Raw genomic sequence first — 13,665 nt, forward strand, 5'->3', positions numbered from 1 at the left:
GCAGTTCGTCGATCTTGTGGTCTAAATCAGTGTCAGGGATATCCTCGATATATGTTCCTTCCTTTCGCATTGTCTTTTCGTGGAGTTCGTGCACTCGTTCAGAGTCTCTTGGCTCATACCGACGGATGGAAAGGCCACTCATACTACTGAATCGTCATCCCTCTCTCGTCTTAATCTAGTATGAAAGGAGTATGATTTGTGAGAAACTAAAGCGATTGTCAGCGTTCAGCAGGTGTTAGCTTCGCGGTCCGCACCTACTAGTCTGATCTTGGATTTTCTAGTTCTATCGCCCACCGATTTAACGTAATCCAGACACTACCATTTGCCATGAGCGAGAATGCCGCAATAGTCGCTCGGATAATCGAGCATAATACGGGCGGGCAAAACCGTGCGACAATTGATCGCGACCACATTGGTGTGATTGCAACCCAGCATGGTCGCTTTGACGGCGATATCGATGATTCGATAGCCGAGGCGCTTGCAGAGGGATACATCGAAAAGCAGGACGGGGAGTACGTCGCGACGGAGAAGGTCTGGGATCTCGTGCCCGGTACAGCTCGCACGTGATCGGTAGCATTCGCTCATAAGAGCAGGAGAGTGTAAAGCCAAGCATTGTAATGACGAGAAACGCACCGTAACCATGCTCGTCAAAGGTGTTCGCGACCCGTCATGATATGATTGATACGGATTTAGCGTGTGCACAGGCGTCAGTGACGGACTTATCTTGACAATATCGACAAACTCTCTACCCTCTCGTGAGGGTTAGCCCCCAATCTTTATCCTAGTTACGTTGGTATTATTGCATATCTGAATTAACGGAGTGACAATTTCATATGAACCGTCGATCATTCCTCAAAGCAACCACAACAGTCGGCATAAGTTCCGCCCTCGCGGGCTGCGGCATGGGCGGATTCTCCGCCGGAGACACCGGCAGTGACAACACCGGCAACGCCACAAACGAGACGCAAAATCGCACAGTCGGACTTCCCGCGCCCGTCAGCGACCCAAATCAGTACGCGAGCGGGTTCACAAACGTCGTCAATATGGTGGAGGCGGGAGCCGATCCCACGGGGAACGAAGACGTGAGTCCCGTCATTCAACGCGAAATCGGCAGCGACACGCTGCTCGTATTCCCGCAGGGAACCTACAAAATGAATTCGCAAGTTCGTCGCGTCGGACTGCGAAATCTTGGGATCATCGGTCAGGGCGCGGTTCTGCGCCATGGTACTGTCGAAGCTATTGACGGGTTCGAGGTGACGAACGGCGAGTTCACGGGGCCAGCACAACACTTCAAAATCGGTATTCCCGACAACCCACACAAGGGTAAATTCGTGTTTGGCGGGTTCATTGCCGACTGGCGACGGCCAAACTCGGGGATACAGATCCTCAATCACCATACAGATGGCACCTCTGTCATCGAAAACGTCCGCCAGCAGGGAATTCACAGTCTTGGCTGCCAAGGGCCGTTTCGCGTTGACTGCCATGGCCCGGAATCGAACGCGATTGTGCGCGGGGTTGACTTGCGGTTCGGCGGGAAGAGCTACCAATTCACCATTAACACACGGGATGAGCGGTCGGGTGGCGGCACGGAGAAAGGTCGGTCGTGGGCAACGAGCGGCATCACGACCCATCCTGAGGCGAAAGGCCATCTTCGGGTGCAGCAATGCATGTGCGGTGGTTGGCCGGACAATGGCTTCTATCTGGCCGGTGGGCCAGAGCAGACCGTTGAAATCCTCAACTGTGTTGCGGCAAATTCCCACCCGTCGAACATTCGAATTTCGGGGACCGACTGTCGGATTGCGGGCTGTACGGTGGTGACTGACTCGAATTTCGAGAAGACGGACTTTTACTTCGAACAGCGCCCGATTCGGTTAGACGGGGGGAGTTGCACGGTCGAGAATGTACGAATCAAACAGCTTCTCCCGACTGGATGGTCGGTAACGGTGCAGCATGCGATGGAGCAGGCAACGCTCAACAACATTCACATTGAGATCCACAAGCAGCCGCAATTAGCGTTAGTCGTTGATGATGCGGTCAATCAGTGCACAGTCAACGGATTTGCTGTGCGGACGGAGGGCTGGCGGGGAACTCGAGGCGCGCTGTTTCGTGGGTGGCCGGACGTCGCAAAGAATATCAGCGTGAATGGGCGGTCGGTCGCGTAGTTGCGGGCGGTCTTGGAGAGATAGTCGCGGTGCTCCTGTTGAAACTCTTGATACTACATCCCCAGTTCTTGCACCGGGAGTTAGCGGTTCTCTCCCACCTCACCGACGTCTAGTTGGGCGATACGATAGTCTCCCAGAGAACTTGACCCAGTAATTTCGACCGGAACCCGTCGGTTGAATCCCGGCCCGTCGAGGACGAGGGTTTGGTACTCGCCATGTTCACCCATCGGATGAACCGAGTTGTCCAACAGGAATTCCAAGAAATCAGTATCGAGCGGTTCGCCGAGCCAGCGTTCATCGATGCGAGTGGCGTCAAGCTTGACGATTCGAACTTCCCACCCGCGGTCGAGGATTTCGTAGTACAGGTCTACGGGATCCTCGCCCCATAACGGAAACTTTGGTGTCACGTCCAAGGTTGAACACGTGGACTTCACCCAGGAGCGGTGCTCCTCGACGTCGATGGTTCCGAAGACTCCGAAATCCGCGCCGAGCTCACCTACAGTATCTTTGAAGCGATCTTCATAACTTTCCCAACTCACTGACTCCGATACCAGGGGTATTTCAAGCGCCATCGCCTGTCGTTGTACGACTTCGCCATACGATTGGTGCGTTGAGTCGTTTCCGCTGACGACCATCGTAAGCAACGGTAATGGAGAATCTGCCTCGCTGGCCCGAACCCAGGCGAGATAGCTATCCTTTCCGCCGCCCCACGAGCAGAATCGTTTCATTCAGTCACTGCATAGCCGAGTCGCATCAAATACCCTTTGCTCACGGGTGCCGTGATCGGCGGGGCTTAGGGTACTGTTGACACTTCTAATCCGAGAGGTCAGAAGTGCTGGATACATCCTCTAAGTCTTACACGCCGATTTCAACAGATTTGTGATCTGCTACACTGGAAAGGTATGAGGATCAACGCTAATCCCTATCAGGCTACTTCTGGATCGTCGATATCTCTTCCGTGGACCCATACCGTCGAAATTCGGGTCCCCTCGACGCTCGTTACCTCAACGACGTGACCGTCGATCTCGACGCGGTCGCCGCGTTCCGGCGCGCGGTTGAGTTGTCCCAGCACCAGCCCACCGATCGTTTCGACCGCTTCGCTATCGAAGTCGCCATCGAGGGCGTCGGAAACTTTCGACAACGGGACTCCGCCGTCAATGTCGTACCCCCCATCGTCACGCTGGCGTATCGAATGTTCGCGCTCATCGAGATCAAACCCGTCTCGAAGGTCCCCGACGAGGGCCTCAACGATGTCTTCGACCGTCGCAATCCCCTCGAACGCCCCCCACTCGTCGATGACTGCGGCCATCTGCTGGCGATCCTCCCTGAACTGTATCAGGAGATCGCTAATTGCCATCGTCTCCGGGACGATGAGAATCTCGCGGGCGATGTCATCGACTCGCTCGGCATCCCCATCGTCCACCTCTGCTCGCAACACGTCCTTGACATCGACGAATCCAATCACTTGGTCACCGTCGTTTGCATCAAGAACCGGATAGCGCGTGTGACCAGCCTCTAAGACGATCGAATGAAGTTCGGAGAGCGTGGCATCCGCCGGAACGCTCACCACGTCCGGCCGTGGGACCATGACCTCCCGCACTACGGTGTCGTCAAGATCAAAGACGCGTTCGATCATCGTCACTTCTGCCACGTCGATGTCCCCGCCCTCGCCCGACCGTGTTAATACCCGAAGGAGTTCCTGCTCGCCGAGTGTCTCATCCGTTTCGGACGCGGGCGGCACACCGAGCGACCGCGTGAACGCATTAGCTGCCCCGTTGAAGACGACAATTCCCGGATAGAGTATGTAATAGAAGAACTTCATTGGCGGGGCGAGGAACAGCGAGAGTCGCTCGGTCTGGGCGATTGCGAGCGTCTTCGGCGCGAGTTCACCGAAGACGACGTGGAGAAACGTGATGACACTAAAGCCGATTGCGAACGCGACGAGATGGATGAGATTCGCGGGGAGAACCGGTTCCAGTACGGGTTCGATGAGCGCCGCCACGGCGGGTTCGCCGACCCATCCCAACCCGAGCGAGGCGATGGTGATACCGAGTTGCGTCGTGGCGAGGTAGTTGTCGAGGTTCGTCATCACTTCTTGGAGCGTTCCCGAGCCGGGTCGCCCCTCCTCAACGAGTTGGTCAACCGACGTTCCCCGAATCCGAACGAAGGCGAACTCTGCTGCGACAAAAAAGCCGTTGAGCACCACGAGAAACAGCGCTAAGACGATTTGTGCCGCTGAGAGCGCGACGTTTACCATCGGTACCCCCGGAACGTACTGCCGTTCGATTGTAGCGTGTTCATATTCATGCATCTCGTTCCATCGACTAAAACCATCTATGAATTCGCGCTCGACACGCCGGAGCCAATCAGTTAGGCCGTCCTCATTTCCCGTACCAACAGCGAGCGCTTGCTGAACGCCTACTGTAAGTAAAATAGAGATTCGCGGCCGTGGAGAGGACTACGGTGCGTGGGTGCCTCCACGCGTTCGCTGCCCTTTCAGCGACGACTCTCCGCAGGTCGCAGTCGAGGAGAAGCAACGGAGGAAGGCCGACTATGGTACATCTGGCATTAGTATACTACGTCTATAAATGGCCAACAGCCAGTGCTGTCTCCAAAACAGAATCGACTGTGAACACAGGAACGCACGGAAAACGCCGCTCGTATCTAACCGTTATCGCGAGAACTAGTTAAACAACTACGAGCCACCACACCCGTGGGAAGTGAGAGAGGGGGCCGAGTACGTCAGCACGGACGACCGTGGTCAGTCGTCGCTCGCAGCCACGAGGAACCGCGTGAGCTACTCGCCGAGGGCCAGCATAGGCACCATCGACGCGGACCTGTGTTTCCTCGGCACTCTCGTCCCCACACCGCAGACAGACGACCGACGTCGGCCCACGGATCACTGTCACCACCACCTCGTCGCCGCACTCCGGGCACCGGTCGCCCGTCATTCGCCAGCGATCTCCTTGATGTGCAGCGCCCCGCCGCAGCCGCTACACCTGTACGTCTATACGGGCAATTGGCTGTACAACACCCAGTTGCTCCGTACTGGATATGCACGGGTGGCAGACGGCGAGTTTAGCAAGCGAGCGGAGTTTGAGCGAAAGCAACAGGCGGCCAAGCACGGCGGCTACGGCCTCTGGAGCACTACCACCGATACTGGCTAGTAGAATTACTTGATCAGCGAACCAGCTGGGCAATGGGTGAGCGTAGCCTAGCCAATATATCTCACAAAATTATAAGTGTCCGCAAGTGTCGCTACATGATATGGAGTCTACTTCCCGGTCTCGATCTCAGTCCTCGTTTTGGGAAGTAGACAGTGCTGCTGCAGTCGGTTGGGCATAACTCAACACGTCGGCGCTCGGTGCTCCCTCGCTTCCTCGCTTGTATTCACAGAGAGTCATCAGCCCCCAAACCACCACCAACTACGACGTATGCAGTACACTGAACGCAATACACCGAATCAACCCATAGACAACGAGTATCAGCCTGGAGTGTTCCAGTGACACCCCATGCTTGATATTGCCCTCTTCCGGGACGCCCCAGAAACGATCAAAGCAAGTGAAAAACGACGAGGCAAGGATCCAAACCGAGTCGACACCGTTCGCGAGCTCGATCAACAATGGCGCGAGACACACCATCGATTGGACGGTCTTCGCCACGAGAAAAACACCATCACGGATGAAATTGGAGCGAAAAAACAGGCTGGAGAGGACGCATCTGAGGCGATTGCGCGAGTTGCGGAGTTGAACGCGACAATTGATGATCTCGAGGAACGAGAAGCAACACTCCGGTCGGAACGAAACGACCTCCGGTATGAGATTGGCAATCTCGTGCATGAATCGGTTCCCGATGGCACGAATGAGAATGATAACGTCCCAGTGGAACACTGGGAGCCCACGGAGGGAAAGAAAGACGATGCAGTGCTCGGTGCTGAGCTACTTGAGCGGAACAATCTCGTGGAAACCGAAAAAGCAGTCGAAGTCGCTGGTGAGCGCGCCTACTATCTCAAAGGCGATCTCGTCCGCCTCGCCTGGGCACTCCAACAGTTCGCGATGGATCTACTCGTCGAGCAGGACTACTTGCCAGTTCAGACGCCGTACTATCTGAACGAGGCACCGATGGAGGCCGCAGCAGAACTCGACGATTTTCGGGAACAGCTGTACAAACTGGAGCGCCACGATCGATATCTAATTGCAACCGCTGAGCAGCCACTTGCGGCCCTTCAGTATGACGAGATCCTGGAAGCAGGTGACTTGCCACTGAAATACGCGGGATTCTCGACGAACTTCCGCCGCGAAGCAGGCAAACACGGTACCCAAACCCGTGGTCTGTGGCGAGTGCATCAGTTCGAGAAAATCGAACAGTTCATTTTCGCCGACCCTGCGGATTCGTGGGAAATTCATGGTGAACTGTTGGAGAACGCGGAGGCTGTGATGCAGGCACTTGACCTCCCGTATCGAGTGGTCAACGTCTGCACGGGCGATCTTGGCGACACGGCAGCAAAGAAATTCGATATCGAGGTGTGGCGACCACCACTGCAGGAGTATGGCGAGGTCGTTTCGTGTTCGAATTGCACCTCGTATCAAGCCCGAAAGCTGAATGCACGTATTCGGCGGCCAGGTGAGGAGAATGAGACGGTGCATACGCTCAACGCCACGGCTCTGGTTCCCCAGCGGATTATCACAGCAATAGTGGAGAACAATCAGACGAATGAGGGCATCGTCCTCCCTACGCCACTGCACGAGTATCTCGGGAAGGAGGTCATCGAGGTTCAATCGAGGGGGTGAGTCGCTCGGAGCGTTTTTATCTGAACTAGTTTTTATACCAATTGTACAACAGTAGATTCCTTTAGATGGCTGGTTTCGGTGCCACTGCCGCCTGTTGCACTAAGCAGACGTGGGCACACCCGGTCTTGAGTGAAGGACCATTGGCGGGAAAGACCAGTTGCTACCGACAGAGCATAGCGTTCGACAACCAACCGGCGTCAATCTTTGTGGCCGTTCTGGCAGTCATTCTCCTCACAATCGATCGTGCGCTCGTGGGTCGAAGATTGGTGGTCAGTTCTCAGCCCTTCCGTTGAAATGCGAGTTGGATTTGCGATTTCGGAATCCATTCGTCCCGGAAGCCAACCATCTCCTCACGTTTTCTGAACGCCGCCTGTTTCTCCCGTAAACGGCTCTCTAACTGGTCGTGACGGTCGTCATCGTCACCAGTACGCGAGAGCCCGTGTTCTAATGAGTGGATTCGATGGGCGATCGACATCAGGGAACGGACCACTGCTGAGTCCTCGAAGAGGACAGCTTTCTCGGATCGAGGTTCATACTGACCGGTAACACCATCGAGCGCCAATATTCTCTCGTGAACACGAGCGATGACACCGTCCGGGACAGCAACGGTAACGCGGTTCAAGTCGGCTCCGGCTCAGAACCCGAATATCGGGACGAACCGGAATGTGAGATAGGCACCGACTGTCGCGATGGCCGGCACGACGTTCTGCATGAGGACGACGCGCGCGGTCATCACGGGGTTGAATAACGCCCCCGGATCAGGGATGTCCTCGGCGTCCTCCGCGCCGATTGGAGGGAGCGTCTCGCCCTCCTTGTCGGCCGCCAGCGCGTCGACCGTGACCGGAGCCCCTCCGTTGCCAGTGACTATTTCGGGGGCGGTCCTCGGTCGGGTCGCTCGGCCCCAACCCAGCCCGACGGTGGACATCGTCGCGATGATGACGAAACTCGCGGGGATGCCGAGCGCCGAGAGGAAGACGACCAGCGTCGAGGAAACCGACGCGACAACGATGGCCGCAGTGAGGGGGAGTTCCGTGAGGCCACTGCCCATCGTCTCCAGGGTTCGTCGAGCGATGGTGAACGAGCCGATGGCGACGGCGATCCCACCGAAGATGATCGCCGGGTTCATCGCCAGTTCGCCGCTGCCAACCAACGGTGCAACGGCGTTAGCGATGTTCGAGGTGCCTGAAGCGAAGGCCATCAGACAGCCAATCGCGACGACAGTAACCGTCCCGACCAGCTCCCGACGATTGGTCGTCTTGTGGACACGTGGGATGGGGACGACACCGGACCGGTCAAGATCGAACAGGGACCCCGTACTGCGCTCTATCGCGATCAGCCTGTTCAGCCGCGCGTAAAAATACCGGCCGATGACCAGCGAGACCCAGAAGCCGATGATGGGCGAGACGACCCACCAAATGACGATTTGTCCCATCACGGCGAAATCCAGCACGCCAGCGGCCAGTGCGAGGCCGGCGATTGCCCCCACAGCGGTCATCGAGGTTGAGGCCGGGACGCCGAAGAGGTTCCCGATCAGCAGTGCGAGCCCAATGAAAAACAGCACGGCGATGGAGGATTCGAGCGTGAAGACACCGGTGTTGACAACCAGTTCGGTACCGAGTTTTGTCACGACGTTCCGCCCCAGCGTCCAGGCACCGATGAAAAAGAACACGCCCATGAGCGCCGCGGCAACAGGCTTGGAGATGGCGTTGGCACCGACGGCCGGCCCGAACGCCGGCCCCGTAGTCGATCCCCCGATGTTGTAGGCGACAAACATTGCGACGAGGACGCCACCAATGAGCAGGAGACTGGTCATCGGTCCTCTGTCTCGCCTTCTTCGGCGGCCTCGCCTGTCTCGTCGTTCGCGCTCTTGGCCGCACGCTGTTCCTCGAGGGTTGTCTCCATTGTCTCGCCGACCGTCTCTTCGACAGTCTTCTCCACTGTCTCCCCAACTGTTTTTTCGACGGTTTCACCGACCGTCTCCTCTATCGTCTCTTCAACCTTCTCATCCACCGTCTTTTCCACTGTCTCGCCCACCGTCTCCTTGACTGTCTTCTCCACCGTCTCTCCGACGGTCTTTTCGACGGTTTCACCGACCGTCTCCCCAACCTTCTCGTCTACTGTCCTTTCCACTGTCTCGCCCACCGTCTCCTCGACCGTCTTCTCAACTGTCTCGTTGACTGTCTCGTCAACGGTTTCTCCGACTGTTTCGTTGACCGTCTCTTCGACGGTCTCCTTGACCGCCGTCGTCATCCAGTTCGGATCGAAACGGGCCATCTTCCAGACGACGTGGAGGACATAAGAGACCAGTACCCCAAATCCGAATGCCAACCCGACAGCGGTCCCGGCGATGACTATCAGTCCGACCGAGACCGCGATCAACAGGCCGTAGGTCAGATCGATGAGAGAGTCGACGCGGTTCGGGTTCACGACTCACCCAGTCCGAAGGCCACCAGTATGGGTAGAACCAACCTGGAATCAATAGATGTGAGAAAGCACATACAGATTCTACACACCCTCCGCTCAAGTAATTTGGCAAAAACATTTTGCCCGGACATCGGTATTTGAGCCTGGCCGATTGTAAGTCTGACCAGACAAAATTCCTGTATCTCGAGGACGCTGAAATAATCAAAGTACTCGGCAGATCGTTCTACGCTCGTCGCAGGATGAGACCGTAACTATCCGTTTTGTAACAAAATTCTAATCGTCCATTTATAATACAGTGGTCCGCTATGAGAGTACCGATAGGTGACGCTCCCACGGTCGAAACGGACACTGACGAGCATCATCAATGTCTGAGAGAAAACAGCGTCTCGTGTCACCCATTGGTAGGATGATACTCTTTGAAGTCGAGATCGGTCTGGTGGGCAAGTCGGCAGTCGGGATACCCACAGTCGGTATAGCAACGGAGCACTGCTTCCTGAGTCGGGAACTGGCAAACAAGAACCCATTCAGCGGGCGTAATACAGCCGAACAACACAGTGACCCCGAGGTCACGAAGCAGGGTTCTGAGACGGTCGAGGTTGGTAACTTCTTTAGTACTCAGATCCCAGTCGACACGATAACACACGCGGTCGGGACACACCGCTTGTTTAGAGATCGCAGTGAGTGCTGGCGCGGTGATGAGCTGATCAGCGAGTACCTCTCGGTCGGATCCATACGCCCAGAATCGTGGAAGCAAAGGAGTGTCGGGTGTTCCAAGGGAAGCGAATTCGAGAAGTGCATCTACCTCACGAAGGTGAGGATACAATAGATTGATCTCCTCGGCAGGGAGCATGAGTCGATACACCTGGGACATACGCTCCCTGCTGACGAGTGCCAGTCTAAAGTATCAACTGGCCGCATTCCGAAACGAAGCTCTCTGAACGAGGCACCCAGCGGAATAAATATCACCCAGTCTTGTCTCAGCTATCGGGTGACGACTCAACAGTAATTGTACGATCTACGTCCACGATTACCCGGCAACCTGCATACTGAAACACTCCTCAACCATTCGCTCGTGCTGCTCCGTTCAGCCTAGGTGAGAATACGTTTTCGAGGGCATCTGGATCGATCACCTCATACAGCGGTGGGAGCTCATCGCGTGTACGGTCGGTGTGATCGATAATTGCTTCGGTGATTTCGAGGCTCAGTGGCGGATTTTCGAACGACTGTGGCGGTGGGATGCGGATGTCGCAATCGGTGTCTCTGGCATGGGCTTTCCTGAAGGACGAAAGGCATACCCGGTGAGCAGATCTGACTCGGACAGTCACCTTCCGTACTCTATCTCTCTACGCATAACTCCTTTGGGCACTGTCGTAACCGTATTCCTGTGCAAATCGGGCTAAAACAAACGAAACCAATCGATTCGGTATCTTTTACCACCGACGAATTGCTTGTTGAAACGGCTCTCATATAGTACTAATTAGTTATATAACGGTTCTCTACTACTATTATGATACGGGACACACTGATGCGTTCAATTCCTAGAAGGGGAACGGACAACATGTGAGACAAGTGGACTGTACCACATGTCCGCGTGAACAGATCCGCGCGGTTGCATGGTCGTCCTTGACACACAGAGGCTGGAGGAATGAATGCATGTCAGATACTCATCGCACCTCTGATGACCACGACAACGGGGCACCACCAACGAAACCACCAACTGCTACTCGCCCAGTAGCGTCCCTCCCTGTCGAAGCATTGTGCAGCCTCCTCGTCGATGCACGAGTACGAGCGGTCTTGCGAGCGTTTGAACACGCAAGCGAATTCACGCTCGACCAATCGACAGTAGTCGAGGAACTCGTTTCGAGGTCGCCGCAGCCTCGTGAGGACATTCGCCTTCAGCTGCGCCACATTGTGTTGCCAAAACTCACTACCAGTGGTATTCTCGAGTACGAGGCCGAAGGGATACGAATACGCTATCATCCTCATTCACGTCTTACGACCCTACTTAAACACGCAGATAACGATCCAAATTCAATCCAAGACCGCTGCTTCGACGCGCTTGGCCATCCACAGCGGCGGCTCATTCTCGCAGGACTAGTCGATGCTGAGAATGGACGTGCACTAACGGCCATCACGCTCGGTTTGATGAGAACTGACGGGAATCGAGTATCTCCAGAACGGTCTGGTCGGGAGTTCCAGCAGGCACGAACCGCCCTCATTCACAAGCACCTCCCTCGTCTCGTTGCGAATGAACTCATTACGTATCGAGATGCGTCAGAGACAGTTGCCATGCGAGAAACGCCGGCTGCACAACGACTCCCATCATACGTGACTACGCTTGACGCCGTAGAACGCGAGTGAAATCGTTCAGTTCACTAAAATTATGTTCGATTCTCAGCCAGAGTGTTATGTGTGTGTGCGTGCGCTAATATTTGGTCGAGAAGCAAGAGTATACTGTGTATCCGTTTCCAGGCGGTGGAAACGACCTTTTAGGAACAGTCTGGCTGTTTCACATGCTGTGAGTGGGGTGCATTCTATAGTTCGTCCTTCTCGCACCCTACCATGACCGAATACATTCCTCCATTCGATGACGATAGTAACGATGCAGATGACGCGGTTTATCAAACGGAGTTTGATCCGATAACAGACAGGGTCAGTGAAGAGCTGCTCAAGGCCGTTGCAACACTGAACGACGCTGATCCGACCGAACTAACAGTGCTCTCGGAGTTCGTTGACCCCGAGGCGCTTGATGCGCTGTTTGGCCCCCGAGCGAGTAAGGACCCGCGTGATTCGAATGGACATATTTTGTTCAATTACGATTCGTACTACGTGAAGGTTGAGAGCGATGGGCAGATTACGTTTCACCAACCCATGTCAGAATCAAATACAGATCACGCACTGATTGAGGACGATTAGAACGGGATGTGCATTATTCGTCTGGTGTGAAGTGGATTTCCGTTGGTGTGACGAGATGTGTGAGATCAAGTCACTCTAAACAGAGTTGATTCATACGTATCTGCTATATCTGGAAGATGCTACTGTGGCGGTCGAGAGTGGAAACAATACACCGCCACCATCACAGCCCATCGCGGTTGAGAAAAGAGACAGCGGTACAGATGATGGTGAATCGGGAAATGCGGTCACTGTGCAGGCCAATGTCGAAGTAACGAGAACGTCCAGAACTTCACCGAGCAATTGCAGGACAAAGACGACAACCGTAACGGTGGTGGCCCTGGAAACCCGATCTAATCGCATCAACCCTCTTGATCAAGACTGTTGGGATTCAATTGAAGGTCGAGGTGGTTCACATCAAGGTAGCACCCTGTTTCTGCCCGCCGTCTGTCCTACTGGGTGTGAGAGTTTGTAGCAGTAGAGTTAGTTTACGGGTTTTCGGAAGGAGCTCAGGGGCGTCCATACACCGAAACCCAACCCTCACTACTGACTTCGATTCGATACTCCCCAAAGAGAAATTCGACACTACCAACCGCATTCCGACGCTCTCCTGCGATCGTCGGCCCGAAAAAGGAATCCTCCAATGCCGCGATATCAACACACTCGTAGAGTATCGGGTCTTTCAGCTCTGCCGGTGAGATACCTTCGGCCGCTGCAATCGCCCCAACAATCGTGGTCGTCAGATCATCGCGACTGGCCCGCTCGTACTGAGCTTGCTCGAGGAGCTGTTCGCCACCGTCTACGCTGGCCTTGGGATCACTGTCTTCGTCAAAACTATCCGTCATCCATCTCACTCCGTGCGTGGGCTTCTTGTCGCATGTCGAGACTCGCCCCCGCCCCTGCTAAGGCAGTCAATACCTGCTCAGTGTACTCTCCCGGCCAGATAGTCTCGGTGTCGGCATCGAACTGGATGACCCGTTCATCGACAAGTTTGGGGATGTGGGCATGGTAGAGGGAGGCGAACATCCGATCGATCTCCTCCTGTGAAACATCCTTCTCAGGCGTTTCAGTCTCCCAGGCGACAAGCTTGGTCGCAAGCTCACGCACTGACCATTCTGTTTTTGATTCAAGTGTGTAAAGCAGATAGCGCCGGCGGGAGTTTGCAATCGATTGGAAGATGTAGTCCAACTCCAAGATGTGCTCAGGGATCTCCGGCATGGTACCGGCATTGGATGATATCTCCAATGCTGATTCCTCGTCGTGATCATGTTGTGTCATATATGGATTACTCCAACTATTGCATCCAGCACTATCGACGGAGTGTGCTGGCTTCTGGTATCCAAAAGCTCCCAGTGTGGTTAAAATCAGCGTTAACTCACATTTACACACGTCCACTG

Annotated in this window: 16 protein-coding genes; 7 read left to right on the forward strand and 9 right to left on the reverse strand. The window is 55.1% G+C overall.

Annotated features, from left to right (window positions below; translation table 11 throughout):
- Positions 1 to 327 precede the first annotated feature (327 nt).
- A complete protein-coding gene (locus tag BW974_RS21805; protein ID WP_076432958.1) occupies positions 328 to 567 on the forward strand; it encodes a hypothetical protein in 240 nt (79 codons plus the stop codon).
- A gap of 266 nt (positions 568 to 833) precedes the next feature.
- On the forward strand, positions 834 to 2,162 hold the full coding sequence (locus BW974_RS21810; protein ID WP_139328986.1) for a twin-arginine translocation signal domain-containing protein: 1,329 nt from the start codon (positions 834 to 836) through the stop codon (positions 2,160 to 2,162).
- Between the two features lie 80 nt (positions 2,163 to 2,242).
- Here the strand turns inward: BW974_RS21810 and BW974_RS21815 are convergent, their stop codons facing one another.
- The 3 genes from BW974_RS21815 to BW974_RS25100 form a co-directional block, all read right to left on the reverse strand.
- Positions 2,243 to 2,890, reverse strand: a complete 648-nt coding sequence (locus BW974_RS21815; RefSeq protein WP_076432960.1) for a Dph6-related ATP pyrophosphatase — start codon at positions 2,888 to 2,890, stop codon at positions 2,243 to 2,245.
- A gap of 197 nt (positions 2,891 to 3,087) precedes the next feature.
- A complete protein-coding gene (locus BW974_RS21820) occupies positions 3,088 to 4,473 on the reverse strand; it encodes a hemolysin family protein (RefSeq protein WP_076432962.1) in 1,386 nt (461 codons plus the stop codon).
- A 376-nt stretch (positions 4,474 to 4,849) separates the two neighbouring features.
- Complete coding sequence (locus tag BW974_RS25100) at positions 4,850 to 5,071, reverse strand: hypothetical protein (protein WP_139328987.1); 222 nt, start codon at positions 5,069 to 5,071, stop codon at positions 4,850 to 4,852.
- A 60-nt stretch (positions 5,072 to 5,131) separates the two neighbouring features.
- Here BW974_RS25100 and BW974_RS27080 point away from each other — a divergent pair, with 60 nt between their 5' ends.
- Positions 5,132 to 5,329, forward strand: a complete 198-nt coding sequence (locus BW974_RS27080) for a thermonuclease family protein (protein WP_281247731.1) — start codon at positions 5,132 to 5,134, stop codon at positions 5,327 to 5,329.
- A 345-nt stretch (positions 5,330 to 5,674) separates the two neighbouring features.
- On the forward strand, positions 5,675 to 6,952 hold the full coding sequence (gene serS / locus BW974_RS21830; protein ID WP_076432964.1) for a serine--tRNA ligase: 1,278 nt from the start codon (positions 5,675 to 5,677) through the stop codon (positions 6,950 to 6,952).
- A gap of 277 nt (positions 6,953 to 7,229) precedes the next feature.
- Here the strand turns inward: serS and BW974_RS25105 are convergent, their stop codons facing one another.
- The 3 genes from BW974_RS25105 to BW974_RS21845 all read right to left on the reverse strand — a co-directional run bounded on the left by BW974_RS25105 (position 7,230) and on the right by BW974_RS21845 (position 9,379).
- Positions 7,230 to 7,427 carry a hypothetical protein gene (locus BW974_RS25105; protein ID WP_139328988.1) on the reverse strand — a complete coding sequence of 66 codons (198 nt, stop codon included), beginning with the start codon at positions 7,425 to 7,427 and terminating at the stop codon, positions 7,230 to 7,232.
- Between the two features lie 159 nt (positions 7,428 to 7,586).
- Positions 7,587 to 8,765 (reverse strand): inorganic phosphate transporter, encoded by a 1,179-nt coding sequence (locus tag BW974_RS21840; protein WP_076432968.1) that lies wholly within the window; start codon positions 8,763 to 8,765, stop codon positions 7,587 to 7,589.
- Entirely contained in the window at positions 8,762 to 9,379 is a 618-nt protein-coding gene (locus BW974_RS21845) for a hypothetical protein (RefSeq protein WP_076432970.1), read from the reverse strand. The genes BW974_RS21840 and BW974_RS21845 overlap by 4 nt, the downstream gene beginning before the upstream one ends.
- Before the next feature lie 361 nt (positions 9,380 to 9,740).
- Here BW974_RS21845 and BW974_RS21850 point away from each other — a divergent pair, with 361 nt between their 5' ends.
- Complete coding sequence (locus BW974_RS21850; RefSeq protein WP_076432972.1) at positions 9,741 to 10,202, forward strand: hypothetical protein; 462 nt, start codon at positions 9,741 to 9,743, stop codon at positions 10,200 to 10,202.
- 232 nt (positions 10,203 to 10,434) lie between these two features.
- Here BW974_RS21850 and BW974_RS27335 read toward each other — a convergent pair whose 3' ends face one another.
- Positions 10,435 to 10,701 carry a HalOD1 output domain-containing protein gene (locus BW974_RS27335; protein ID WP_217694388.1) on the reverse strand — a complete coding sequence of 89 codons (267 nt, stop codon included), beginning with the start codon at positions 10,699 to 10,701 and terminating at the stop codon, positions 10,435 to 10,437.
- Positions 10,702 to 11,029: 328 nt separating this feature from the next.
- Here BW974_RS27335 and BW974_RS27590 point away from each other — a divergent pair, with 328 nt between their 5' ends.
- Together BW974_RS27590 and BW974_RS21865 are read left to right on the forward strand one after the other, a co-directional pair.
- Positions 11,030 to 11,737 carry a DUF7344 domain-containing protein gene (locus BW974_RS27590; RefSeq protein WP_449267262.1) on the forward strand — a complete coding sequence of 236 codons (708 nt, stop codon included), beginning with the start codon at positions 11,030 to 11,032 and terminating at the stop codon, positions 11,735 to 11,737.
- A gap of 201 nt (positions 11,738 to 11,938) precedes the next feature.
- Positions 11,939 to 12,292, forward strand: coding sequence for a DdfA family disk-determining factor (locus tag BW974_RS21865; RefSeq protein ID WP_217694389.1), 354 nt, complete (start codon positions 11,939 to 11,941; stop codon positions 12,290 to 12,292).
- A gap of 485 nt (positions 12,293 to 12,777) precedes the next feature.
- Here the strand turns inward: BW974_RS21865 and BW974_RS21870 are convergent, their stop codons facing one another.
- Complete coding sequence (locus tag BW974_RS21870) at positions 12,778 to 13,113, reverse strand: HalOD1 output domain-containing protein (RefSeq protein ID WP_076432976.1); 336 nt, start codon at positions 13,111 to 13,113, stop codon at positions 12,778 to 12,780.
- Positions 13,103 to 13,546, reverse strand: a complete 444-nt coding sequence (locus BW974_RS21875) for a DUF7344 domain-containing protein (protein ID WP_076432978.1) — start codon at positions 13,544 to 13,546, stop codon at positions 13,103 to 13,105. Before BW974_RS21875 ends, BW974_RS21870 begins: the two co-directional genes overlap by 11 nt.
- Between the last annotated feature and the right edge of the window lie 119 nt (positions 13,547 to 13,665).

The sequence above is a fragment of the Haladaptatus litoreus genome (assembly GCF_900156425.1).
Classification (GTDB): domain Archaea; phylum Halobacteriota; class Halobacteria; order Halobacteriales; family Haladaptataceae; genus Haladaptatus; species Haladaptatus litoreus.